Here is a 23,535-nt window from a genome sequence, read left to right on the forward strand (position 1 = left end):
CGGCTTCCCGGACGTCAGCCGCTGCTGTCGCAGAAGCCGTTGATGGACCGCTCATGGCGTGCGAGGGTCCGCGGGGGTGTGTGGCCCGGTCGGGGCGGTGCCCGCTTCGTCCGGCGTGGCTTGTCGCGGCGGCGAGATCCTGGCCAGGCCCAGGCGGGGCGAGGTGATGAGCGTCAGTTCGCCGCCCGTCTCATGTCCATTGACGGGCTCCCAATGCGCGGGGGCGAAGTCCAGCGGGCTGACCGAGCGGCTGGTGCCCAGCTGGATGGCCCGCTGCTGCGCCTGATGGGCATCGTGCAGCAGATCCTCGGTGGCGATGCGCCGGCCCTCCGACGTCATGTCCCCGGCCTCGGCGAGATCAGTGAGCCCGGCACTGATGTCGGCGAAATCCCGGTTGGTGACAGTCTGCCGGTCAAGTGTCGGGACCTGGTGGCTGAGCTGGTGCGCCGACCAGAAGTACGACTGCTGGCCCCCATACTGCTCGTACATGCCGGAGACAAGCGTGAGCAGCCGGGCGTACGAACGCCGGTAGCAGTACTCGTAGAAGTCGAGCGCCTCCTGCTCGGTCGCCGTCCCCTCGCGCATCGCCAGGACTCCCGCTGCCGCCACGGTCGCGCTGTACAGGGCGAGGTGGACGCCGGTGGACAGCAGCGGGTCGAGGAAGCACGCGGCGTCCCCCGCGAGCATGTAGCCAGGGTCGCAGAAGCGGGAAGCGGCGTACGAGTAGTCCTGCTCGGCGCGCGCGTGCCCGATGAACTCACAGCCCTCGATCTGTGGGCGTATGTCGTCGGATTCGGCCATGAGCGCCTTCACCATGTCGTCCAGGGAGGAGAATTCAGCACGGCGTTCGCGGAACACGTCCCGGTGGGTAACGAACCCCGCGCTGAGCCGGCCGTCCGCCAAGGGAATGAGCCAGTACCAGCCGTTCGGAGCGGATATGGAATTAAGTCCGCCGGGCGGTGTGGCGGGCAGAGTTTTGCCGCCCTTCCAATAGCCCCAAACCGCGACGTTCTGGAAGACCTTGTGGTGCTCGCGGTTGCGGAATGTCTGCTGGGAGAGAACTCCGGCCCGCCCCGACGCGTCGATCACCCAGGAACAGGCCAGCCGCTCCGGTTGCTGCCCGTCCGGGCCTTTCCACCGGACGGCCACCGGTCGGTCGTCCTCGAACTCGACCTCCTGGACAGTGGCCTCCTCCACCACCCGGGCCCCCTGGTCACGGGCGTTGTCCAGCAGGATCTTGTCGAACTCACTGCGGTCGACCAGCCAGGAGCGCCGGTTCTCGCCGTAGATCTCCTGCCAGTTGATGACCCAGTCACCTTCGGGGCCCCAGCGGAAGAGCCCGCCACGCTTGTCCACGAAACCGGCCGCGTCGACTTTGGGCAGAGCCCCACTCAGCTCCAGTACGGGTGGGCAGGAGGCCAGCAGCGATTCCCCGATGTGGTAGCGGGGGAACTTCTCACGCTCCAGCAGGACCACATCGACGCCCTCCCGGGCAAGGAGGGCCGCTGCGGTGGAGCCGGCCGGGCCGCCGCCGATGATGACGACTGGGTGGAGAGATCCGGGTGATGGAGGTGTGCTCATGGTTATCTCCATAAAGTGTCCGGCAGTTAACAGATGACTGAACTGTCCGGCAGCCAACAGATGCTGAACTGTCCGCAGTTAACGGATGGCTGAGGTTTCCGGCAGGCCACAGATGGCCGAAGCGTCCGGCAGTTAACGGATGGCCGAAGCGTCCGGCAGTTAACGGATGGCTGAAGGTTCCGGCAGCCAACAGATGGCTGAACTGTCCGCAGTTAACAGATGGCTGAGGTTTCCGGCAGTTAACGGATGGCCGAAGCGTCCGGCAGTTAACGGATGGCTGAAGTGTCCGGCAGTTAACAGATGACCGAGCGGTTGGTCCCGGATGTCACCCTGGGTGCGGCACGTACCGCCTGCCTGATCGGGATGTTGTCAGAATGTGTTATCTGACAGTCCGCCAGCGGGTTAACGGTGGGCTCTTCTGAAGCGTGGGCACCGTTTGTATGCGGCGGCGGCCAGCGTAGACCTGATCAGCCCCCGATGTCGAGAACCTGTCAATCCGCTGGGTTTCGTAGATGCCCTCCGCTTTGCGTCCAGGCGCTCCTGGACGTGGTTGCCGGCCCTGTTCTCGCGCACACGCCCCGCACTGCCGCGTCATCTTCACGGTGAACGAGAGGAAGCGTCCGGGACGCGACACCGCAGAGCTGTCCGCGCTCGCCGACCATCTCACCGCCCACGGCCTGGTCCTGGAGGTGCTCGCCGGCCCCTCCTCTACGGGAGCGCCCCGGCCCGGCGCGCCGCGATCACCGCCTGCAGCCGGGTGTGCGCGCCCAACTTACGCATACAGGAACGGAGATAGCTCTTCACTGTCTCCGGGCGCAGCCCCAGCCGCTCCGCCACCACCGTATTCGTCGCGCCCGACGCCACACAGGCCAGTACGTCCACCTCGCGCGGCGACAGGACGGGGCCCGCACGGACCGTGCCGGGCCGCCTCGACGAGGCCGCCGCGAGCCGGCCGCACGCCGCCAGCATCTCCTGCCGCAGCAGCGGATCGGCGATCCGCTGTGCCAGCGCGCGCAGTTCGCCGTGCGTCTCTCGTACCTCCTCCCACACCGCCGGATCGGCGGCGGTCGGCTGACGGGCCAGCGACAGCAGCCGGGCCGCCTCGTCCTGCAGCAGCAGCGTCTGCTCCAGCTCCCGTGCCGCCTCCACGGCCGCCGACAGCGGCCGGTCGCCGAGCCGCACCGGGCGGCGCAGCGCCCCGTACAGCACCCCGCGCACCCGGCGCCGGACGATCACCGGCACTGCAAGCACCGACCGCAGCCCCTCCGCGGCCACCGCCGCGTCGTACTCGTGGCTGATCACCGGCGAGGTGCTGTAGTCGGTCACCGCGAGCGGCCGCGACAGCGCCACCGCCTTCCCGCCCAGCCCGCTGCCCCGCAGGATGTCCAGGCCCCGCAGCACCGTGGTCTCCGTACCGGCCAGCTCATTGATGCGGTAGCGCCCCGTACCGGCCAGCAGCCCGCCGAAGACGACCGGCAGCCCGCTCGCCCGCCGCAACCGCGACAGCGCCGCCCGTACGTCCACCGCATCGTTCGCCCCCGACCCGAGCTGCACGCCGAAACCTCCGCTTCCCCCCATTCGGGGGTGGTGAGACCTGCGCCACTGATTACACGATGGCAGGGAGCGGTGCGGCAATGAGGAGGACACATGACGGACACGGAAAACGGTGCCAGGGGCCGCGCACCGGCCGCCACCGAGGAGTTCCGGGCGGCGCGGGATCTCCTGCTGCGGCACCGGGAGGACTATGACGCGGCCCGCGCGGGGTTCCGCTGGCCCCGCCCCGAACACTTCAACTGGGCGCTGGACTGGTTCGACACCCTCGCCCGCGGCAACGACCGCACCGCGCTGCACCTCGTGGAGGAGGACGGCAGCGAGACCCGGCTGAGCTTCGCGCAGCTGCGCCACCGCTCCGACCAGGCGGCCAATTGGCTGGCCGGCAACGGGGTACGGGCCGGCGACCGCATCGTCATGATGCTCGGCAACCAGGTGGAACTGTGGGAGACCGCGCTGGCCGCGATGAAGCTGCGCGCCGTGGTCATTCCGGCGACACCCCTGCTGGGCGCCGCCGATCTCGCCGACCGGATCGACCGCGGCCGGGCCCGGCACGTCATCGTGCGCGCCGCGGACACCGGCAAGTTCGCCACCGTACCGGGCGCCTACACCAAGATCGCGGTCGGCGGCGCGCCGGACGGCTGGCTGGCATACGAGGAGGCCTACGACAGCCCCGGCGACTATGAGCCGGACGGACCCACCCGGGCCGACGACCCCCTGATGCTTTACTTCACCTCCGGCACCACCGCCCGCCCCAAGCTCGTCGAGCACACCCATGCGTCCTACCCCATCGGCCACCTCGCGACGATGTACTGGATCGGTCTGCGGCCCGGCGATGTGCATCTCAACATCTCGTCGCCCGGTTGGGCCAAACACGCCTGGTCCAACCTCTTCGCGCCCTGGAACGCCGAGGCCACCGTCTTCCTCCACAACTACACCCGCTTCGACGCGGCCCGGCTGATGACCGAGATGGACCGGGCCCGGGTCACCAGCTTCTGCGCCCCGCCGACCGTCTGGCGGATGCTCATCCAGGCCGATCTGTCGGCGCTGCGCACCCCGCCGCGGGAGATCGTCGCCGCCGGCGAACCCCTCAACCCGGAGATCATCGAGCAGGTGCGGCAGTCCTGGGGCGTGACGATCCGGGACGGCTTCGGACAGACCGAGACCGCCGTCCAGGTGGCGAACACCCCGGGACAGACCGTCAAACCGGGCTCCATGGGCCGGCCCACCCCCGGCTACGACGTCGTCCTGCTCGACCCGGTCAGCGGCGCACCGGCCGACGAGGGCGAGATCGCCCTCGACCTCGCCGGCCGCCCGGTCGGCCTGATGACCGGTTACCAGGGCGACCCGGTGCGCACCGCGGAGTCGATGGCCGACGGCTACTACCGCACTGGCGACATCGGCTCGCGCGACAGCGACGGCTGGATCACCTACATCGGTCGCGCCGACGATGTCTTCAAGGCATCCGACTACAAGATCTCCCCGTTCGAGCTGGAGAGCGCCCTGCTGGAGCACGAGGCGGTCGCCGAGGCCGCCGTGGTGCCGGCCCCCGACCCCGTGCGGCTGTCCGTACCCAAGGCGTATGTCGTGCTGGCGGCCGGGTGGTCGCCCGGTCCGGAGACCGCGAAGGTGATCTTCGCGCACTCCCGTGACGTCCTGGCCCCCTACAAGCGCATCCGGCGGCTGGAGTTCGCCGAACTGCCGAAGACCGTCTCCGGCAAGATCCGCCGTATCGAACTGCGCGAGCGCACCGCGCAGGGCGACGGCGGCGCCGAATACCGGGAGGAGAACCACCGATGAGCCGGCCGCACCAGGAGCTGTCGTACGCCGGCGGGATCGCCGAGCAGCCGCTGCTCGGGCACACCATCGGCGCCGATCTGGCCCGTATCATCGCCCGGTTCGGCGACCGGGCGGCGCTGGTCGAGGTGGCGAGCGGCCGCCGCTGGACCTACTCCGAACTGGGCCGCGCGGTCGACGAGGTGGCGCTCGGCCTGCTCGCCAAGGGCGTCCGCAAGGGCGACCGGGTCGGCATCTGGGCGCCCAACTGCGCCGAATGGGTCCTCGTCCAGTACGCCACCGCCAAGATCGGCGCCATCCTCGTCAACCTCAACCCGGCCTACCGCGTCCACGAGTTGGCGTACGTCCTGCAACAGGCCGGCATCACCGTCCTGGTCTCCGCGACCCACCACAAGACCAGCGACTACCGCCGGATGACCGAGCAGGTGCGCGCCGAGAGCCCGGCGCTGCGCGATGTGGTCTACATCGGCGACCCGACCTGGGGCGGGCTGCTGGCGGCCGGTGCCACCGTCCCGCACACCCGGCTCGCCGAGTGCGAAGAGGCCCTGACCGCCGACGACCCGGTCAACATCCAGTACACCTCGGGCACCACCGGCTTCCCCAAGGGCGCCACCCTCTCCCACCACAACATCCTCAACAACGGCTACGGGGTCGGCGAGACCGTCGCCTACACCGAACACGACCGGGTGTGCCTGCCGGTGCCCTTCTACCACTGCTTCGGCATGGTCCTGGGCAACCTCGCCATCACCACGCACGGCGCCTGCATCGTCATCCCGGGTCCCGGCTTCGATGCCGCCACCACCCTCCGGGCCGTCCAGGACGAGCGCTGTACCTCCCTCTACGGCGTCCCCACCATGTTCATCGCCGAACTCAACCACCCCGACTTCGCCACCTTCGACCTCTCCTCCCTCCGTACCGGCATCATGGCGGGCTCGCCCTGCCCGGAAGAGGTGATGAAGCGGGTGGTCGCCGAGATGCACATGGCCGAGGTCTCCATCTGCTACGGCATGACCGAGACCTCCCCGGTCTCCACCCAGACCCGCCGCGAGGACGACCTCGAACACCGCACCGCGACCGTCGGCCGGGTGCTGCCGCACATCGAGGTGAAGGTCGTCGACCCGGCGAGCGGGGTGACCGTGCCCCGAGGCGTCCCCGGCGAGCTGTGCACCCGCGGCTACAGCGTGATGCTCGGCTACTGGGAGGAGCCCGCGCGTACCGCGGAGGTCATCGACGCCGCCCGCTGGATGCACACCGGTGATCTCGCGGTGATGAACGACGACGGCTACGTCCGGATCGTCGGCCGGATCAAGGACATGATCATCAGGGGCGGCGAGAACGTCTCCCCGCGGGAGATCGAGGAGTTCCTCCACTCCCACCCCAAGATCGCCGACGTCCAGGTCGTCGGCGTCCCCGACGAGAAGTACGGCGAGGAGATCGCCGCCTGCGTCATCCTCCGCGACCCCCAGGACCCCCTCACCCGCGATGAGTTGGCGCGCTACTGCCGCTCCCGCCTGGCCCACTACAAGGTCCCGCGCTACCTCGACATCCTCGACGCCTTCCCGATGACGGTCAGCGGCAAGGTCCGCAAGATCGAGCTACGGGAGCGGCTGGCGAGGGAGCGGGGGCAGATATCGAACTGACTCCCCGCATGGCGATCAGCGCGGCCGGGTGCCGGCCCGCTGCCCGCCCGCGGCGGCCGGTCAGCCCCGTCGCTCGCCCGGCCAGTCGAGCAGCAGGCGCTGGGCGCGGGGCAGCGAGGCGACGACGAGATCGTAGGAGTCCTCGATCATGTCGAGGACGAGCCGGTCGGCGAGGCCGCCGCCCGCCGGCGAAACGGTGTTCCAGTGACGCTTGTTGAGGTGATATCCCGGCACCACCTCGGGGTGCGCCGCCCGCAGCCGCTCCGCCAGCTCCGGGTCGCACTTGAGGCTCACGGTGAGCGGTTCGTCCGTCAGCGCTGTCAACGCGAAGATCTTGCCGCCGACCTTGAAGGCCGACACATCCGGGTTCCGCGGGAAGGGGAATTCCTCGACCGCGCCGGGGAAGTCCAGGCAGACGGCCCGTAGGGCGTTCGCGTCGATCATGTGGTCATTATGTCCGGCGGGCAGCAGCCTTTGCTGGCACGTCACCTTCGGTGGGCCCGCCCACCAGGACATACCGGCCGCGTTGACCGGCCCCGTTCACGACCGGCTGCCCGGCTCCCGTCGCATGCACACCCGAGGCCGGCTGTCGAGGCCCAGTGCCGCCTCGCGGGCGCGGACCGCCCGTAGTCCCGGTGTGAGTTCGGCGTCGCCGAGGACCCGGAAGCCGATCCTGCTGTAGTACGGCGCGTTCCACGGCACCTCGGCAAAGGTGGTCAGGGTCAGCGCGGCCCCGCCGCCGTCCCGCTCCGCCCGGTCGATGAGCGCCCGGCCGATGCCACGGCGGGCCTGCCGCGGATCGACCGACACCTGCTCGATGTGGGTGCATCCGTCGACCGGCTCCCACAGCAGGAAACCGAGAGGTTGCCCGGTCGCGTCCGTGGCCCCGCGGCCCGGCTCCTCATAGGCCGCCAGGGCCCGCCCCGCACTCCGCAACGCCGTCAACTGCGCGAGCGACGGCGGCTCGTCGTCCGCCACCGCAGCCATACCGAGCCCGCGGAACGCCTCACCGGCGGCTCGTTCGATGTCGCGCAGGACGGGGAGGTCGGCGAGGGACGGCGCATGGATGATCACGGGGCCAGTGTCGCGGGTGGGGGCGGGCGCGGCGAGCGGATTTCCGCAGGGCCTCCAAAGCGGCCGGCGGGCTCGGGGCGTTCATGGCCGCCGGCTTCCCGGAACTTGCCCCTGCAGAGCCCCCGTGCGTCGGGAAACCCCGGAGTCCGCCACACGATCACCGCCCCGTCGAGCCGTACTTGATCAGTTCGTCGGCCGGGTCGTTGACCGGCTGCGGGGTGCCCGTGAGGTCCATGACGAACAGCGGGATGTGCAGGTCGTCGGCGCGGGACCGGGCATCGCGGGCGTAGCCGGCGAGTGAGAAGAAGACGGCGATGGCCGAGTTGTTGAGCCCGTTGAGCCAGACGCATTCGATCTCGCGCAGCTGGGTGGCGCGGGTGGTCGGGTCGACCTGGGCGACCACGCCCGTGCCGCGCAGGTCCACGCCGGAGGCGGTGCGCTCCTGGGTCCGTGCGACATCGGCGTAGCCCAGCCACTTCAGATACTGCTCGGCGGCGGTGACGCAGTCGCGGGCCGTACGGATGGTGACCGGGCGGAACGCGGGCCGCAGGATGGCGCGCGGGGTATCGGGGGCGGGTGGCGTCGCGGGCCTCGGTACGGGCGGGCCGAACGAGGGGAAGTTCGGCGACGGTTGGGCGGGTGCGGGGGCGACCGGAACCCGGACGACCGTGCCGCAGGCACAGCCGGACTCCGGCGCCGGCCACTCGTCCTGCCGTCCGCAGACCTCGCAGCGCACCTCCACCCAGGAGCCCTGCCAGGTGCGGTGGACTATCTCCACCGGCACCCCGCCGCGCAGTACGGGCATGGTCAGCGGGGCACCGCACGCGCACGGGAAGGTGGGCGGGGTGAAGGCGTTCTCGCGGCGGCACGTGGGGCACCGCACCGGCACGCTGTCGGCCATGTCGACTCCTGGCAGGTCGGGCGGCAGACGGGTCGGATCTGCTGCTGTCCCCATGGTCTCTCCAAAATCGGGCGCAGGGGGGCGATTTGCGAGGAGAGGCGCAGGTGGGGGAGGACAGCCGGGGGACACGGCGCACGGGGGGAGCGCGCCGCGGCGTACGAGGGCCGTGGGGGCGGGGCGCGCGAGGGCCGTGGGGGCGGGGCGCGCGAAGGGCCCGGAATCCGTGACCGTACGGATTCCGGGCCCGCTGTGGTGCCCGTCCGGCAGCGCGAGAATCGGGCGCGACAGGACATCGCGCCGCCGGACGGAGTCTGTGGGGTGAGGGTGAGGAGGTGGGGGTGAGGAGGCGGGCTCCGCGGTGGGGGAGAGGCCCGCCCTTCCTGTCGGGCGGGCACGGCCACCGCACTGGGTTCTCCCTGGGTACCGCGGAGCTCGCACTACCTCTCCGTACCGGCCGGCCACCCCTCAACGGGCCGGCCGCCACGGATGCGCAAGGATGCTGACCTCCCGTCAGTCCTCGCGCAGTTCACGCACCCTGGCCTCGACGCGCGTGCCGTAGTCCGGGTCGGCGGCGTGGAAGTGGGCGAGGTTCTTCTCGATCACATCGTCGCGGCCGACCTGGGAGAGGCCGCCGGCGATGTTGTTCACCAGGCGGTTCTTCTCGTCCTCGGACATCAGGCGGTAGAGCTCACCGGCCTGGCAGAAGTCGTCGTCCTTGGTGTGTGCCGGGGCCTCGTGTGTGCCGGTGTAACCGGAGACGGCGAGCGGGGCGGAGAGCGCCTCGTTCGTCTGCACCGGGCCGGAATACGAGTTCGGCTCGTAGTTCTTGGCGTGCCGGTCGTAGCCGTTGGTGGCCATGAGGCCGTCGCGGCCGTAGTTGTCGGCCCGGGTCGCCTTGGGGGCGTTCACCGGCAGCTGGGTGTGGTTGACGCCCAGCCGGTAGCGGTGTGCGTCGGCGTAGGCGAACAGCCGGCCCTGGAGCATCTTGTCCGGGGACGGACCGATGCCGGGCACGAAGTTGTTGGGGGAGAAGGCGGACTGCTCGACCTCGGCGAAGACGTTGTCGGGGTTGCGGTCCAGGACCAGACGGCCCACTCGCTGCAGTGGGTAGTCGCGGTGCGGCCACACCTTGGTCAGGTCGAACGGGTTGAAGCGGTACCCGGCCGCCTCGGCCGCCGGCATGATCTGCACATACAGCGTCCAGGAGGGGTAGACGCCCCGCTCGATGGACTGCAGCAGATCGGTCTGGTGGCTGTTCGGGTCCTTGCCGGACAGCTCGGCGCCCTGCTCGGCATCCAGGCAGCGGATGCCCTGGTTCGTCTTGAAGTGGTACTTGACGAAGAAGGCCTCGCCCTCGGCGTTCGTCCACTGGTAGGTGTGCGAGCCGTAGCCGTTCATGTGGCGGTAGGAGGCCGGGATGCCGCGGTCGCCCATCAGCCAGGTGACCTGGTGCGTCGCCTCGGGGGCGTGCGCCCAGAAGTCCCAGACGTTGTCCGGCTCCTGCTTGCCCGTGAAGGGGTCGCGCTTCTGGGAGTGGATGAAGTCGGGGAACTTGATCGGGTCCTTGATGAAGAACACCGGGGTGTTGTTGCCGACGAGGTCGTAGTTGCCCTCTTCGGTGTAGAACTTCAGCGCGAAACCGCGCGGGTCACGGGCTGCGTCCGGGCCGCCGAGATTGTCCGCGACGGTCGAGAAGCGGATGAAGGTCTCGGTCCGCTTGCCGACGGTGTCGAGGAAGGCGGCGCGGGTGAAGCCGGTGACGTCGTCGGTCACCTCGAAGTAGCCGTACGCGCCGGAGCCACGGGCGTGCACCACACGCTCCGGGATGCGCTCGCGGTTGAAACGGGCGAGCTTCTCCAGCAGGTGCTGGTCCTGGAGGATGATCGGGCCGCCGACGCCGGCGGTGGCGGAGTTCTGATTGTCGGCGACGGGGGCGCCAGCCTCCGTAGTGAGAAAGCGCGCCGTCAGCGTGGGCTTCGACATGGTGACCTTCCGTACGAGAGCGCGGAAGTCGGCTTCCGCTGTCGGAGCGTAAGAAGCGCTCCGACCAAACGTCAACAGTTTGTTGAAACAACCTGAGGGGTGTCCGGGGGATTCCGGGCGGCGGCCACGCCTGGGCGCGACAGGACAGGTGTCAGCGCGGCCACCGCCCGGAAGTTGGTGGGGGACCTGCTCCAAGTCCCCTCAGCTTCCGGCGGTGTGCCCGGAGAGGCGTTCGACGCCGCGGAGGAGGGCGGAGTGGTCGAGGCCGCCGTCACCTTGGGCGCGGAGGGAGGCGACGAGGCCGGCGACGAGGGTGCCGACGGGGAGGGCGGCACCGACGGTGCGGGCGGCGTCGGTGACGATGCCCATGTCCTTGTGGTGGAGGTCGATGCGGAAGCCGGGCCGGAAGTCGCGGTTTTGGAAGTTGTCCTTCTTGCGGGCCAGGACGGTGGAGCCGGCGAGGCCGCCGGCCAGGACGTCGAGGGCGGCGGTCAGGTCGACGCCGGACTTCTCCAGGAAGACGACGGCTTCGGCGCAGGCCTGGATGTTGACGGCGACGATGAGCTGGTTGGCGGCCTTGACGGTCTGGCCGGCGCCGTGCGGGCCACAGCGGACGATGGTCTTGCCGAGGGCTTCCAGCAAGGGGTGGGCGGCATCGAAGTCGGCTTGCTCGCCGCCGACCATGATCGACAGGACGGCTTCGACGGCGCCGGCTTCGCCGCCGGAGACGGGGGCGTCCAGGACGCGGATTCCCTTGCCTGCCGCGGCCTCGGCCAGGTCGACGGAGGTCTGGGGGGTGATCGAGGACATGTCGATCAGCAGGGCGCCGCGCCGGGCGTGGGCCAGGATGCCGTCGGGGCCGTAGGCGATCGCCTCGACCTGCGGGGAGGCGGGGACCATGGTGATGATGACGTCGGCGTCGGCGACGGCCTCGGCCAGGGACGCGGCGGCGGTGCCGCCGGCCGCGGCCAGGCGCTCCAGCTTGTCGGCTTCCAGGGTGTAGCCGGTGACGGGGTAGCCGGCCTTGAGCAGATTCTCGGCCATGGGGGAGCCCATGATGCCGAGACCGATCCATGCGATCTTGGGCAGGTTGGTCATGAGGAGGCCTCTTTCCGAAGCGGTGGGACGTCAGGCGCGGGCGGCGCGCAGGGGGGCGGGCAGCCAGGCGAAGGCGCCTGCGCTGGGCTGGTCGCCGGGCTTGTACTCCAGGCCCGTCCAGCCGTCGTAGCCGGCCTTCTTCAGCCGTCCCAGCAGTGCGGGGAAGTCCAGTGAGCCGGTGCCGGGGGCGCCGCGGCCGGGGCTGTCGGCGATCTGCACATGCGCGGTCTTGGCGGTGTAGCGGTCGATGACCTCGTCCAGGTCCTCGCCGTTCATGGACAGGTGGTAGAGGTCCATCAAGAAGCGGGCGTTGTCCAGGCCGGTGGCGGCGTTGACCGCATCGACGACCTCGATGGCCTTCGGGGCGCTGACAATCGGGCAGTGGGGCGACTCCGGTGCGTTCAGCGCCTCGATCAGCAGCGTCCCGCCGGCCTCGGCGACCGCGCGGGCGGCGAAGGCCAGGTTCTCCAGCGCCAGCGCGTCCTGCTCCGCCGCGGACGCCCCCTCGACGCGGTTGCCGTAGAGGGCGTTGAAGGACGTACAGCCCAGCGAGCGGCCGAACTCCACCGCCACCGGCACATTCGCCCGGAACTTCGCCGACTCCGCACCCGGCACCGACAGTGCCCCGCGGTCGGGTCCCGGCAACTGCCCGGCATAGAAGTTCAGGCCCACCAGCTGCGTGCCCGCATCGTTCAGCGCGGCACCCAGCGCCTCCAGTTCCGCCCGCTCAGGGACCGGGGCAGCCACCCACGGCCACCACAGCTCCACCGCCGTGAAACCCGCCGCCCGCGCGGCCGCCGGCCGCTCCAGCAACGGAAGCTCGGTGAACAGGATCGACAGATTGACGTGGAAGCGCATCTCCGTGAAACCCATCGGGGCGGGCACTCCTTCCGTATGGCGGAACTACTTTTCTGCGTACTGGAACACTGCCTGGCCGTCTCGAAGGCTGTCAAGGGGGCCCTGGGGCAATTTCTGGTGGCCGGCCCGAACCGCGCGTAGGTTGAGCGGCGTGCGATTGAGAGTGGAGTTCACGACGGAGCCGTTCGACCTGGACGAGGCGCCGGCGCATGCGGTGGTGGCGCGGGACATCGTCACGGGTGCCGAGCTGGACGCCGTCGACGTCGGTCCGTTCGGCAATACGGCCGAGGGTGACGCCGATGAGGTGCTCGGCGCGGTGGCCGCCCTGCTGCGCGAATCCCTGCAGGCCGGGGCCACCCGGGTCTCCCTGCAGGTCAATGTGATCCGGGATGCCGGGCAGGGCGAGGGGGATGTGACGTGACGGAGCCCGCCGACCACCCGTTCGTCCAGGCGGTCAAGCCGCTGGTCGACGCGATGGGCGGACAGCTGGTCGCGCCGGACCAGGCCCGGGGTGACGATGTCGTGCTGACCTGGGAGGGGCGGGACCGGGTGGCCGTACGGCTCCCGCATCTGTCGGACTCGCTCGACCACCTCCTCGCCGAGCTCCAGCGCCGGCACGGCATGCCGCTGGCGGAGCTGGACCGTAAGACCAAGCAATCGGTGGTGCGGATCCTGGAGTCCCGCGGCGCCTTCTCGGTCCGGCATGGCGTGGAGACGGTCGCGGGCGCCCTCGGCGTCTCCCGCTTCACCGTGTACAACTACCTGAACAGGGAAAACGCCGCGAAGGATGCCGACTGAGGTGAGCCGGCCGCAGGCCCCGCCGGGGCGCGGCCCGGACCCGGAAGCCGCCGTCCCGCAGCACCGGACGGCGGCTTTTGTGTTGCCGAGTTTTCAACAAAGTGTTGACGTGTTGTTGCCAGGGGTCTTAGCTGTTTCCAGCCAAGCAAAGAGCTGTCCAGCACCAGGCCACGGAGGCTTCCCGTGTCTTCGAGTTCATCGCGCTCGACGGGGGACGCCCCCGAGCCCACGCCGGGGCTCACCCGGTTCAACACCGCCGACGACAGTGCGGCACGGGCCGCACTGCACGCGGTGTGTGCCAGCCGGACATGGGGGAGCAAGGTTCTCGCGCGGCGCCCCTACACCACCACCGACGCCCTGTTCGCCGCGAGCGACGCCGCCACGGCCGGGCTGAGCGCCCAGGACCTGGCCGAGGCGATGGCCGGGCACCCGCCGATCGGGCGGCCGGAGCCGGGCGACCCCACCTCCCACCGCGAGCAGAGCGGGATGGCCGGCGCCTCCGAAGCGCTCAAGGCGGAGCTGCTCGAACTCAACCTGGCCTACCAGGAGAAGTTCGGGCATGTCTTCCTGATCTGCGCCTCCGGCCGTACCGGGGAGCAGATGCGGGACGCCGTCCGCAACCGGATCGACAACACGCCGGAACAGGAACGAGAGATCGTTCGTGGGGAACTGGGCAAGATCAACCGCATACGGCTGAGCCGTATCGCCCGGAACGCAGAAGGAGACGCAGCATGAGCAGCGAGACGGCCGCACGGACGTCGGTGTCCACGCACATCCTGGACACCAGCGTGGGCCGCCCCGCCGGGGGCGTCGCCCTCACGCTCTCGGTGCGCTCCGGCAGCGACGGTGCCTGGGCCGCCCACGGCGCCTCCACGACCGACGCGGACGGACGCTGCAAGGACCTGCCGGCCCTGCCGGCAGGCACCACCCATGTGCGCCTCGACTTCGCCGTCGAGGAGTACTTCGTCGTTCGAGAGCACAGCCCACAACAGCAAGCCGAGGAACAGCAGGACGCCCCCCGCGTAAGGGACAGCGGAGCTTTCTTCCCGGAGGTGGCAATCACCTTTGCCGTCAAGCCGGGCGAGCACTATCACGTACCGCTGCTGCTCAACCCGTTCGGCTACTCCGTATACCGAGGGAGCTAGCACCGACATGACTGCCCATTCCCGCCCGGCCCGCCCGGTGATTCTCGGCCAGAACCAGTACGGCAAAGCGGAGAACCGCGTCGTCAAGATCACCCGCGAGGGCGACACCCACCACATCAAGGACCTGAACGTCTCGGTCGCGCTCTCCGGCGACCTGGAAGAGGTCCACCTCTCCGGCTCCAACGCCCACTGCCTGCCGACGGACACGACCAAGAACACCGTGTACGCCTTCGCCAAGGAGCACGGGATCGAGTCGGCCGAGCAGTTCGGCATCCATCTGGCCCGGCACTTCGTCACCAGCCAGGAGCCGATCCACCGGGCCCGGATCCGGATCGAGGAGTACGCCTGGGAGCGGATCGCCACCTCCGACGCCAACTCCCGCTTCATCGGCTCCGACGAGGTCAACCACTCCTTCGTCCGCAAGGGCCAGGAGACCCGGCTGACCGAGATCACCTACGACGGCGAGCAGTGGCAGGTCATCTCCGGCCTGAAGGACCTCGTGGTGATGAACTCCACCAACTCGGAGTTCTGGGGCTACATCAAGGACAAGTACACGACCCTCAAGGAGGCCTACGACCGCATCCTGGCCACCGAGGTGTCCGGCCGCTGGCGGTTCAACTGGACCGACGACGAGCAGCGGATGCCCCACTGGGAGCGTTCGTACGAGCAGGTCAAGAAGCATATGCTGCACGCGTTCGCGGAGACCTACAGCCTCTCGCTCCAGCAGACCCTGTACCAAATGGGGTCGCGCGTGATCAATAACCGTTCCGAGATCGACGAGATCCGCTTCTCTCTCCCGAACAAGCACCACTTCCTCGTGGATCTGGAGCCCTTCGGGCTCAAGAACGACAACGAGGTGTACTACGCGGCCGACCGACCGTACGGCCTGATCGAAGCCAGTGTTCTGCGCGACGGTGTCGAGCCCAGGATCCCGGTGGATCTGACCAACCTCTGAACGGCTCCGACGCAACGCCGTGCCTCGCGTTCCCCGCCCCGCAGCGGGGAGGGGACCGCGAAACGCGAGGGGAACGACCCATGGCACAGCAACCGCACGCCCCGTACCACCCCGCGCCACCGGTCCATCCGGTGGACGAGAAGCCGGCTGCCAAGCGGCTCGGGCCGGCCGCACTCCAGCACATCGCCGCCATGTACGCCGGTGTCGTCACCCCGCCGCCCCTCACCGCGGTCCAGCTCCATCTGTTCTTCCCTCCTCTCGGCACCCGGAGCACCTCACGGACCGCGGTACTGTCAGCCGCCTCGTCCGGCTCCGGCACTCAAATCCCCTGGGGTCATGCCGTGCCCAAAGCCCAGTATCGAAAGTAGGAAGCACCATGGCTGCACCGGCATCCCCTGACGGCGCGGTGACACAGCGCATCGTCATCGAGAACTGTGCCATCGCGACGGTCGACGCGCAGGACACGGAGTACGCCACCGGTCATGTGGTCGTCGCCGGCCATCTCATCGAGTCGGTGGGCGCGGGCAGGGCCCCGGAAGGGCTGGAGAACGTCGTCCGGCGCGTCGACGGCACCGGACACCTCGTCACCCCGGGCCTGGTCAACACCCACCACCACTTCTACCAGTGGCTCACCCGCGGTCTGGCCACCGACCACAACCTGTTCAACTGGCTGGTCGCGCTCTACCCGACCTGGGCCCGGATCGACGCCGAGATGCTCGCCGCCGCCACCCAGGGCTCGCTCGGCATGATGGTCAAGGGCGGCGTCACCACCGCCGCCGACCACCACTACGTCTTCCCCCGGGGCTCCGGCGACCTGGTCGGCGCCGAGCTGGCGGCCGCCGCGGAGATCGGTGCCCGGATCACCCTGGCCCGCGGTTCGATGGACCGCAGCGAGAAGGACGGCGGGCTGCCCCCGGACTTCGCCGTCGAGACGACAGAGGGTGCCCTGCTGGCGACCGAGGAGGCCATCGACACCTATCACGACGCCTCCTTCGGCTCGATGGTGCACATCGCCGCCGCGCCCTGTTCGCCGTTCTCCATCTCCACCGAACTCCTGCGGGAGGGCGCACAGTTGGCCCGCCGTAAGGGCGTACGCATGCACACCCACGGTTCGGAGACCGTGGAGGAGGAGAAGTTCTGCCACGAGCTGTTCGGCATGGGCCCGACCGACTACTTCGAGTCGACCGGGTGGCTCGGTGACGACGTCTGGATGGCGCACTGCGTCCACATGAACGACTCCGATATCGCCGCCTTCGCCCGCACCGGCACGGGCGTCGCGCACTGCCCGTCCTCCAACGCCCGTCTCGCCGCCGGTATCGCGCGGGTTCCCGACATGCTGGCGGCCGGTGTCCCGGTCGGTCTCGGCGTGGACGGCACCGCCTCCAACGAGTCCGGCGAACTCCACACCGAACTGCGCAACGCGCTGCTCATCAACCGCCTCGGTGCCCACAAGGAGGCTGCCCTGAACGCCCGCAAGGCGCTGCGGCTGGGCACTTACGGCGGTGCGCAGGTCCTCGGCCGTACCGCCGAGATCGGTTCGCTGGAGGCCGGCAAGCTCGCCGACCTGGTGCTGTGGAAGCTGGACGGTCTCGGCCACTCCTCCATCGCCGACCCGGTCACGGCTCTGGTCTTCGGCGCGGCAGCGCCGGTCACCCTCTCCCTCGTGGGCGGCCGGCCGGTCGTCGAGGACAACCACCTCAGCACCGTCGACGAGGACGCCATCGCCCGCACCGCGCGGGCCGAGGCGCAGCGTCTGGCCCGGATCGCCGCCGAGGGCTGACCCCTCGGCGCGGTCACTCGGCCGGCGCACACCCCTGAACTCGGCCGGGAGGGACGGCTCCCGGCCGGGCTTGTGGATCCGAGCGGGGTCCACAGGCGCCGGACCCGGGGGTGCGGGATCTCCTCGTACCCCCGGGCCGGTCGGCACCGACCCCGGGCCGGTCGGCACCGACCCCGGGCCGGTCGGCCCGACCGCCGTCCACGCGCCACAAGCGCGGATCACCGCAGCATCGCTCACCAGGCAACTTCTTGTATCACGCACCACATGGCAAGCCCTCCGTGACAGCCTCGCATCGCCGGCCCCGGCGACGCAGAAAACGAAAAGGCCCGCAGTGGCCGCAGTTACCGGGCAGAAGCCGGAGGAGGACCGGAAGCATCCGGTCGACCGGACCCTCCCGCCCTTCAAGATGTTCACCAGCGGCCTCCAGCACGTGGCCGCGATGTACGCGGGAGTGGTGGCCCCACCAATGATCGTGGGGCCGGCCTGCGGGCTCAGCGCCACCGAGACCGCGTTCCTGATGGGTGCCAGCCTCTTCACCGCCGGCATCGCGACGCTGCTGCAGACCCTGGGCTTCTGGAAGGTCGGCGCCAAGCTGCCCTTCGTCAACGGCGTCTCGTTCGCCGGTGTCACACCGATGGTCGCCATCGGAAAGTCCCAGAGCCCCGGCAACGCCCTGCCGGTCATCTTCGGCGCGGTGATCGTCGCCGGTGTGCTGGGATTCCTCCTCGCCCCCTACTTCTCCAGACTCGTACGGTTCTTCCCGCCGGTGGTCACCGGCACCGTCATCACCCTGATCGGCGTCTCCTTGCTGCCCGTCGCCTTTAACTGGTCCCAGGGCGGCAACGACCGGGCCCCGGACTACGGTTCGCTGACGAACATCTCGATGGCAGCGCTGACCTTCCTGATCGTGCTGGTGCTGCGCCGGGTGCTGCGGGGCTTTCTCCAGCAGATCGCGATCCTGGCCCGCTGTTCAACGGCTTCGCCAACAGTGCCTTCGCGCAGAACATCGGCCTGGTCGCGATGACCAAGGCGGCAGGAAGGCGGCGGACGGCGACGAGGAAGGGGGCGCGGCCGCCGGCGGCCCCACCGGTCCGGGCCTCGCCCAACTGCCCGCCCCCGCTGCGGCGGACGGCGCCACAGAACCCGCGACGGCGCCCGCCCACTGACATCGGGGCAGGGCAACGGCCCGTAGGGGAGCGTCAACTGCGGCTCTCCCACGGGCCGTTGGGCTGTGCGGCGACTGCTGCGGACGCACCCGGCGGGCGGGGTCAGCCGATGTGGTAGCTGTCCCCGTACACCTTCCAGTCCAGCGGAGTGTGCAGATCGAGGTTCCCGTTCTTCAGGAACACCCGCTGCGCGGTGTCGATCCGGCTGGTGTCGCTGTGCGCCTCCTCCTGCTTCATCGCCCACACCCGGGCGTCGAGGAAGGCATTCAGGTACGTCTTCTCGTCGCCGCCCCGGGACGGCGGCTTGGCCTTGGCCAGTGCCCGCTTGCGGATGCTGGGGAAGCCGGTCTTGTCATCGCCGTTGCCGTGCATCACGAGAGCGTCGTAGTACGCGAACTGGCCCAGCACCCCGATCCCGTCGGACTTCCCCTGCTGGACCGCGGGGTTGAAGTAGACCCGGTCCCGCTCGTCGTTCTGGGCCTTTTGGAACTCGGGGTCCTGGGCGGCCTTCTTCCAGTCCTTGGGGTAGTTCGGGTCCAGGCCCTCGTGCGAGTCGCTGCCGTCCACCGAGCGCAGCGCGGGGAGGTACTTGGCCAGGACGTTGCCGGGCTTGCGCTGGGTGTAGCGCTCGACGAGTTCCAGCATGTCGTGCGTACCGGAGCAGAATCCGATGATGCCGCCGGTGTAGCCGCGGCCGTCGCCGATGTCCTCGATGTACGCGTACTGGGCCTTCCAGTCCAGCGAGGAGTTCTCCGCGCTGGAGACCAGCTGCATGGCGATCTCCTTCTTCGCCGGGTCGTCGAGGCCGGTCGCGGCGGGTGCCGCGGGTACGGCGTGCCGCGCCGCGGCCGGGCGGTGCGGCCCGGCCGGCCCGGCCGTGGCGGCAACTGCGGTGGCCGGCACGGCGAGCAGCGCGACGCCCAGGGCGACGCGGACGGCGGTCCTGGGCAGGGTGGTGCCTCTCGATCCGGTGCGCATGGAGTCCTCCAGTCGGAGAGGGCCGTGGGGGGTTCCCCAATCGTTAGGAAGCTTTCCTATCAGACTTGGGAGGTGCCGTATACCCGTCAGGACGGCCCGGATTACCCGTCAGGGCGGCCCGGATGGCCCGGACGGCCGGGGTTGTCCAGGGTGGCCGAGGCGGCCGGTGCGACCCCGCCCCGGTGGGCCGCCGGAGGGTGCTGGGTGCCCGGATACGTTCTTCGCGCCCCGCCGGCCTGCAAAGGCTCAGTCGGGCGGCCCGCTCAGCAGCCCGTTCAGCAACTCGCGGATGCCCGGCCCCGGGTCGAAGTCCACTGCGGGGAAGGTGAGTTGCTGGACGGCAATGCCGTCCATGCAGCCGAGGAGGATCTCGCAGTGCCGCCGCGGTGCCGGCGAGCCGAGGCGCTGCAGCCACTCCGTTCCCCAGTCGACGGCGGTCTCGCGGCCGCGGGTGAGCGCCGGGCGGAGCTCGGGCCGGGCCGAGGATTCCAGGTAGAGCGCGAAGCGGGCGGCGGTCCTGGTCCGCTCGGGTCCGGTCGTGTGCCGGAGGAACCGGGCGACGACAGCGGCGAGTTCACCGGCATCGGCCGGGGCGGCCGCGGCGGCGAAGGTCTCCCAGTCGCGGTGTTCCAGGGTCTGAAGGTGGTCGACGATGCCCTCGATCAGGGCTGCCCGGTTGCGGAAGCAGTTGGAGGTGGTGCCGGACGGCACGCCTGCCGCGGTGTCCACGGCCTGGTAGGTCAGCCGTCGCGCCCCCTCGTTGCCCAGCACCTGGATCCCTGCGTCCAGAACCTGCTCCCGCCGCCGTGCCACCCGAGCGCCCTCCGTGCCGAGCCGTCCCTGCTGTGCCTGTAGTGCCGACCCACTATAAACGTAGTACCGCACGGGCATGGCCGGGAATCGCGCCCTACGGCCGTCCCGGAGGCGTCCTCCCCGAGTCGGCCACAGGCCGCTGTTCTTCCTCATCTGCGGCTTCGTGGCGCTGGGCGGGGTCGCCACCTGACCGCCGCCGGTCGCACCGGCCGGCATGGCGGAGGGCCGGTGCGTACCGCCGTGCAGCGGTACGTACCGGCCCTCCGGGCCCTCGCGGCGGGGCGGCTCAGCCCAGCAGTTCGTACGCGGGCAGCGTCAGGAACTCCGTGTAGTCCTCGTCCAGCGCGACCTGGAGCAGCAGGTCGTGGGCCTGCTGCCACCGGCCGGAGGTGAAGGCGTCCTCGCCGACCTCGGCACGGATGGCGGCCAGTTGCTCCGCGGCGACCGTACGGACCAGCTGCGCGGTGGCCGTTTCCCCGTTCTCGAAGACCACCCCGGCGTCGACCCACTGCCAGATCTGGGAGCGGGAGATCTCGGCGGTCGCGGCGTCCTCCATCAGGCCGAAGATGGCGACGGCGCCGAGGCCGCGCAGCCAGGCCTCGATGTAACGCGTGCCGACCTGCACCGCGTCGATCAGGCCCTGGTAGGTGGGCTTGGCCTCCAGGGAGTCGATCGCGATCAGATCCGCGGCCTTGACGTCGACGTCCGCACGGAGCCGGTCCTTCTGGTGCGGCCGGTCGCCGAGCACCGCGTCGAAGGAGGCGCGGGCGACCGGGACCAGGTCGGGGTGCGCGACCCAGGAGCCGTCGAAGCCGTCCCCGGCCTCACGGTCCTTGTCGTTCTTGACCTTGGCGAGGGCCTGCTCGTTGGCCTCGGGGTCACGGCGGTTGGGGATGAAGGCCGCCATGCCGCCGATGGCGTGCGCACCGCGCTTGTGGCAGGTGCGGACGAGGAGTTCGGTGTAGGCGCGCATGAACGGGGCCGTCATCGTCACCGCATTGCGGTCCGGGAGGACGAACTTGGCGCCGCCGTCACGGAAGTTCTTGACGATGGAGAAGAGGTAGTCCCAGCGTCCGGCGTTCAGGCCCGAGGCGTGGTCGCGCAGCTCGTAGAGGATCTCCTCCATCTCGTACGCGGCCGTGATGGTCTCGATCAGGACGGTGGCGCGCACGGTGCCCTGGGGGATGCCGACGTAGTCCTGGGCGAAGACGAAGATCTCGTTCCAGAGGCGGGCCTCCAGGTGCGACTCGGTCTTCGGCAGGTAGAAGTACGGGCCCTTGCCGAGGTCCAGCAGACGCCGGGCGTTGTGGAAGAAGTAGAGGCCGAAATCGACCAGCGCACCGGGGACCGGCCGGCCCTCGAACTGGAGGTGGCGCTCGTCCAAGTGCCAGCCGCGCGGGCGCATCACGACGGTGGCGAGCTCCTCGGCGGGCTTGAGGGCGTACGACTTGCCGGACGCGGCGTCGGTGAAGTCGATGCGGCGCTCATAGGCGTCGATCAGGTTGAGCTGGCCGGAGACGACGTTCTCCCAGGTCGGGGCGGAGGCGTCCTCGAAGTCGGCGAGCCAGACCCTGGCGCCGGAGTTGAGCGCGTTGATGGTCATCTTGCGGTCGGTGGGGCCGGTGATCTCCACCCGGCGGTCGTTGAGCGCGGCGGGTGCCTCGGCCACCTTCCAGCTGTCGTCGGCACGGATCTGCGCGGTCTGCGGGAGGAAGTCCAGCGTGCTGGTCCGGGCGATCTCGGCGCGGCGCTCGGCGCGGCGGGCGAGCAGTTCGTCGCGGCGCGGGGTGAACCGGCGGTGAAGCTCGGCGACGAAGGCGAGCGCGGCCTCGGTGAGAACCTCGCCCTGCCGTTCGGGGGTGTGCGCGGGGTCGACTTCGGCAATGGCCAGCGGGGACGGCGCTGGTGCGGACATGAGCTGTCACTCCATTCAGCGGCGGTGCCTGGCGGCCTCCGGGACACCGGGCGGCACGGGGTGCCGCGGGCTCCTGGATACGGTCGCGGGCGCCGTCTGGGTTCAGGGCGCTTCTGACCAGTGGAGACTAGTTTCCTTATCGCGGAACTTCAATGGTTTGTTGATGTCGAGATACCCGGAGTCGACAGAAGCGGTGATCGAATGGCTCCCGGTGCCATGCCGGTCACTCTCCATGACGGCCCTGGGCCCAGGGATTCCCGTACTGCGCCCGGCAGTTGGCGAGGGGGAGTGCGAGGAGTGCGGGCCCCTCCGGGCGGGCTCACTCCAGCCGGCGGAGATCCTCCGGCGTGTCGATGTCGTACGGCTCGGCGATGTCGGCGCACTCCACGAGGGTGAGGGCGTCCGCATGCCGCTGGAGATAGCGGCGCGCGCCGCGGTCGCCCTCGGCGTCGGCCGCGATGTCCGGCCAGCGGTCCGCCCCGAAGAGGACCGGGTGGCCGCGGCGCCCGTCGTACGCGGCGGAGGCGAGCGAGGCGCCGCCCTTGTACGCCGCCACCACCCGCGCCACCGCCGCGGCGCCGATGCCCGGCTGGTCCACCAGCGAGACCACGACCGCATCCGCCCCCGAACCGGCCAGCGCGGCGAGGCCCACCCGGAGCGAGGAGCCCATACCCTGGGCCCAGTCCGGGTTGTCCGAAGTGCCGTACGCCGAGAGGTCGGCCCGCTCCCGTACGGAATCGGCGGCCGCCCCCAGCACGATGTGCACGGGGTCGCAGCCGCCGTCCCGCAAGGCCCGTGCGGCGTGCTCGACCAGCGGCCGTCCCCGGTGGCCGAGCAGCGCCTTGGGCCGTCCCCCCAGCCGCCGCCCGCCGCCCGCGGCGAGCAGCAGGCCGGCCACCCTTCCCTCGGGCCGCCCGGCGCTCCGCGTCCCCCTAGGGGTGCCGGCCCCGGCGCATGGCCGCTGTTCTTGCGGTTCTTGCGGTTCTTCCCGTCGTCCGGGTGTCGTCGGTGCCATGGGGACTGCTTACCTCATGGCGCCTCGCCGCGCGGCCCGTTGGGGTGTGGCCCGCCGGATCAGGCCGCGTCACCGGAGGCCCGTGGGCGGGGGATGCTCGGACGGAAGCGGTCGCGCAGATGATGCATGTGTTCCTCTGCGCGCCGGCGCTCGGCGACATAGCGGTGTATGTGGTCCATCGTGATCTCCGACGCATCGGAAAGGCCGTACGCGCGGCAGATGAGCTGCACGACGCTGACACGACCGCGGTTCGAGCCGGTGTCGGGGCCGGAGTGGGACTCCATGGCGTTCTCCGATCCAGTGATATGCCGGATATTTCCTTGAAGGGGAGAATGCTCCATCGGGTCGCGGCATACGCTTCGGATCGCATGTGCCCACGCCAACGGGTGGCATGACGAACGCACGTACTGACGCTTCATCAGGCCGCAAACGGGTATGGCGCGGCATGGCCGCTGACCGCGGGCGATCGCGGGCTACCGCTTCATGG

General features: G+C 70.1%; 22 protein-coding genes and 1 pseudogene. 10 read left to right on the forward strand and 13 right to left on the reverse strand.

Annotated features, from left to right (window positions below; all coding sequences use genetic code 11):
• Positions 1–51 precede the first annotated feature (51 nt).
• Complete coding sequence (locus tag ACWGJY_RS17545; RefSeq protein WP_453261689.1) at positions 52–1,581, reverse strand: NAD(P)/FAD-dependent oxidoreductase; 1,530 nt, start codon at positions 1,579–1,581, stop codon at positions 52–54.
• A 708-nt stretch (positions 1,582–2,289) separates the two neighbouring features.
• Entirely contained in the window at positions 2,290–3,135 is an 846-nt protein-coding gene (locus ACWGJY_RS17550; RefSeq protein ID WP_453261690.1) for a response regulator transcription factor, read from the reverse strand.
• 93 nt (positions 3,136–3,228) lie between these two features.
• Here ACWGJY_RS17550 and ACWGJY_RS17555 point away from each other — a divergent pair, with 93 nt between their 5' ends.
• Together ACWGJY_RS17555 and ACWGJY_RS17560 are read left to right on the forward strand one after the other, a co-directional pair.
• On the forward strand, positions 3,229–4,932 hold the full coding sequence (locus tag ACWGJY_RS17555) for an AMP-binding protein (RefSeq protein WP_453261691.1): 1,704 nt from the start codon (positions 3,229–3,231) through the stop codon (positions 4,930–4,932).
• Entirely contained in the window at positions 4,929–6,569 is a 1,641-nt protein-coding gene (locus tag ACWGJY_RS17560; RefSeq protein ID WP_453261692.1) for an AMP-binding protein, read from the forward strand. The genes ACWGJY_RS17555 and ACWGJY_RS17560 overlap by 4 nt, the downstream gene beginning before the upstream one ends.
• Before the next feature lie 60 nt (positions 6,570–6,629).
• Here ACWGJY_RS17560 and ACWGJY_RS17565 read toward each other — a convergent pair whose 3' ends face one another.
• From ACWGJY_RS17565 to ACWGJY_RS17590, 6 genes are all read right to left on the reverse strand, one after another.
• The gene (locus ACWGJY_RS17565) at positions 6,630–7,013 is read right to left on the reverse strand and encodes an MmcQ/YjbR family DNA-binding protein (RefSeq protein ID WP_453261693.1); all 384 of its coding nucleotides are present in this window, start codon (positions 7,011–7,013) and stop codon (positions 6,630–6,632) included.
• Positions 7,014–7,109: 96 nt separating this feature from the next.
• A complete protein-coding gene (locus ACWGJY_RS17570; RefSeq protein WP_453261694.1) occupies positions 7,110–7,643 on the reverse strand; it encodes a GNAT family N-acetyltransferase in 534 nt (177 codons plus the stop codon).
• 157 nt (positions 7,644–7,800) lie between these two features.
• A complete protein-coding gene (locus ACWGJY_RS17575; protein ID WP_453261751.1) occupies positions 7,801–8,544 on the reverse strand; it encodes a hypothetical protein in 744 nt (247 codons plus the stop codon).
• A gap of 510 nt (positions 8,545–9,054) precedes the next feature.
• Complete coding sequence (locus ACWGJY_RS17580; RefSeq protein WP_453261752.1) at positions 9,055–10,512, reverse strand: catalase; 1,458 nt, start codon at positions 10,510–10,512, stop codon at positions 9,055–9,057.
• A gap of 216 nt (positions 10,513–10,728) precedes the next feature.
• A complete protein-coding gene (locus ACWGJY_RS17585; RefSeq protein ID WP_453261695.1) occupies positions 10,729–11,625 on the reverse strand; it encodes a 2-hydroxy-3-oxopropionate reductase in 897 nt (298 codons plus the stop codon).
• A 30-nt stretch (positions 11,626–11,655) separates the two neighbouring features.
• Positions 11,656–12,498, reverse strand: coding sequence for a TIM barrel protein (locus tag ACWGJY_RS17590; protein ID WP_453261696.1), 843 nt, complete (start codon positions 12,496–12,498; stop codon positions 11,656–11,658).
• Between the two features lie 136 nt (positions 12,499–12,634).
• Here ACWGJY_RS17590 and ACWGJY_RS17595 point away from each other — a divergent pair, with 136 nt between their 5' ends.
• The 8 genes and pseudogenes from ACWGJY_RS17595 to ACWGJY_RS17630 form a co-directional block, all read left to right on the forward strand.
• Positions 12,635–12,904, forward strand: coding sequence for a hypothetical protein (locus ACWGJY_RS17595; RefSeq protein WP_453261697.1), 270 nt, complete (start codon positions 12,635–12,637; stop codon positions 12,902–12,904).
• Positions 12,901–13,281: a helix-turn-helix domain-containing protein gene (locus ACWGJY_RS17600; RefSeq protein ID WP_453261698.1), complete on the forward strand. Its 381-nt coding sequence runs from the start codon at positions 12,901–12,903 to the stop codon at positions 13,279–13,281. Before ACWGJY_RS17595 ends, ACWGJY_RS17600 begins: the two co-directional genes overlap by 4 nt.
• A 183-nt stretch (positions 13,282–13,464) precedes the next feature.
• On the forward strand, positions 13,465–14,016 hold the full coding sequence (uraD, locus tag ACWGJY_RS17605; RefSeq protein ID WP_453261699.1) for a 2-oxo-4-hydroxy-4-carboxy-5-ureidoimidazoline decarboxylase: 552 nt from the start codon (positions 13,465–13,467) through the stop codon (positions 14,014–14,016).
• Positions 14,013–14,426, forward strand: coding sequence for a hydroxyisourate hydrolase (uraH, locus tag ACWGJY_RS17610; RefSeq protein WP_453261700.1), 414 nt, complete (start codon positions 14,013–14,015; stop codon positions 14,424–14,426). The genes uraD and uraH overlap by 4 nt, the downstream gene beginning before the upstream one ends.
• Before the next feature lie 7 nt (positions 14,427–14,433).
• On the forward strand, positions 14,434–15,381 hold the full coding sequence (gene pucL, locus ACWGJY_RS17615; RefSeq protein WP_453261701.1) for a factor-independent urate hydroxylase: 948 nt from the start codon (positions 14,434–14,436) through the stop codon (positions 15,379–15,381).
• 80 nt (positions 15,382–15,461) lie between these two features.
• Positions 15,462–15,749 carry a hypothetical protein gene (locus ACWGJY_RS17620; protein WP_453261756.1) on the forward strand — a complete coding sequence of 96 codons (288 nt, stop codon included), beginning with the start codon at positions 15,462–15,464 and terminating at the stop codon, positions 15,747–15,749.
• An 8-nt stretch (positions 15,750–15,757) separates the two neighbouring features.
• Positions 15,758–17,161, forward strand: a complete 1,404-nt coding sequence (locus ACWGJY_RS17625; protein ID WP_453261702.1) for an 8-oxoguanine deaminase — start codon at positions 15,758–15,760, stop codon at positions 17,159–17,161.
• 406 nt (positions 17,162–17,567) lie between these two features.
• Positions 17,568–18,122, forward strand: a pseudogene (locus ACWGJY_RS17630) (solute carrier family 23 protein); the annotation flags it as partial.
• Between the two features lie 307 nt (positions 18,123–18,429).
• On the opposite strand, the gene ACWGJY_RS17635 reads toward ACWGJY_RS17630, so the two are convergent.
• From ACWGJY_RS17635 to ACWGJY_RS17655, 5 genes are all read right to left on the reverse strand, one after another.
• Positions 18,430–19,305, reverse strand: coding sequence for a chitosanase (locus ACWGJY_RS17635; RefSeq protein ID WP_453261703.1), 876 nt, complete (start codon positions 19,303–19,305; stop codon positions 18,430–18,432).
• A gap of 246 nt (positions 19,306–19,551) precedes the next feature.
• On the reverse strand, positions 19,552–20,118 hold the full coding sequence (locus tag ACWGJY_RS17640) for a TetR/AcrR family transcriptional regulator (RefSeq protein WP_453261704.1): 567 nt from the start codon (positions 20,116–20,118) through the stop codon (positions 19,552–19,554).
• Positions 20,119–20,404: 286 nt separating this feature from the next.
• Positions 20,405–22,033: a malate synthase A gene (gene aceB / locus ACWGJY_RS17645; RefSeq protein WP_453261705.1), complete on the reverse strand. Its 1,629-nt coding sequence runs from the start codon at positions 22,031–22,033 to the stop codon at positions 20,405–20,407.
• 319 nt (positions 22,034–22,352) lie between these two features.
• Positions 22,353–22,931 (reverse strand): nucleotidyltransferase family protein, encoded by a 579-nt coding sequence (locus tag ACWGJY_RS17650; protein ID WP_453261706.1) that lies wholly within the window; start codon positions 22,929–22,931, stop codon positions 22,353–22,355.
• Between the two features lie 176 nt (positions 22,932–23,107).
• Complete coding sequence (locus tag ACWGJY_RS17655; protein ID WP_453261707.1) at positions 23,108–23,332, reverse strand: hypothetical protein; 225 nt, start codon at positions 23,330–23,332, stop codon at positions 23,108–23,110.
• Positions 23,333–23,535: the final 203 nt, after the last annotated feature.

This window comes from Streptomyces sp. NPDC054765, assembly GCF_053612065.1.

Coding starts and splice junctions, on each gene's coding strand:
- ACWGJY_RS17545 (WP_453261689.1), bottom strand. CDS start 1,581: ATGAGCACACCTCCATCACCCGGATCTCTCCACCCAGTCGTCATCATC.
- ACWGJY_RS17555 (WP_453261691.1), top strand. CDS start 3,229: ATGACGGACACGGAAAACGGTGCCAGGGGCCGCGCACCGGCCGCCACC.
- ACWGJY_RS17560 (WP_453261692.1), top strand. CDS start 4,929: ATGAGCCGGCCGCACCAGGAGCTGTCGTACGCCGGCGGGATCGCCGAG.
- ACWGJY_RS17565 (WP_453261693.1), bottom strand. CDS start 7,013: ATGATCGACGCGAACGCCCTACGGGCCGTCTGCCTGGACTTCCCCGGC.
- ACWGJY_RS17575 (WP_453261751.1), bottom strand. CDS start 8,544: ATGGCCGACAGCGTGCCGGTGCGGTGCCCCACGTGCCGCCGCGAGAAC.
- ACWGJY_RS17585 (WP_453261695.1), bottom strand. CDS start 11,625: ATGACCAACCTGCCCAAGATCGCATGGATCGGTCTCGGCATCATGGGC.
- ACWGJY_RS17590 (WP_453261696.1), bottom strand. CDS start 12,498: ATGGGTTTCACGGAGATGCGCTTCCACGTCAATCTGTCGATCCTGTTC.
- uraH (WP_453261700.1), top strand. CDS start 14,013: ATGAGCAGCGAGACGGCCGCACGGACGTCGGTGTCCACGCACATCCTG.
- pucL (WP_453261701.1), top strand. CDS start 14,434: ATGACTGCCCATTCCCGCCCGGCCCGCCCGGTGATTCTCGGCCAGAAC.
- ACWGJY_RS17620 (WP_453261756.1), top strand. CDS start 15,462: ATGGCACAGCAACCGCACGCCCCGTACCACCCCGCGCCACCGGTCCAT.
- ACWGJY_RS17625 (WP_453261702.1), top strand. CDS start 15,758: ATGGCTGCACCGGCATCCCCTGACGGCGCGGTGACACAGCGCATCGTC.
- ACWGJY_RS17635 (WP_453261703.1), bottom strand. CDS start 19,305: ATGCGCACCGGATCGAGAGGCACCACCCTGCCCAGGACCGCCGTCCGC.
- aceB (WP_453261705.1), bottom strand. CDS start 22,033: ATGTCCGCACCAGCGCCGTCCCCGCTGGCCATTGCCGAAGTCGACCCC.
- ACWGJY_RS17655 (WP_453261707.1), bottom strand. CDS start 23,332: ATGGAGTCCCACTCCGGCCCCGACACCGGCTCGAACCGCGGTCGTGTC.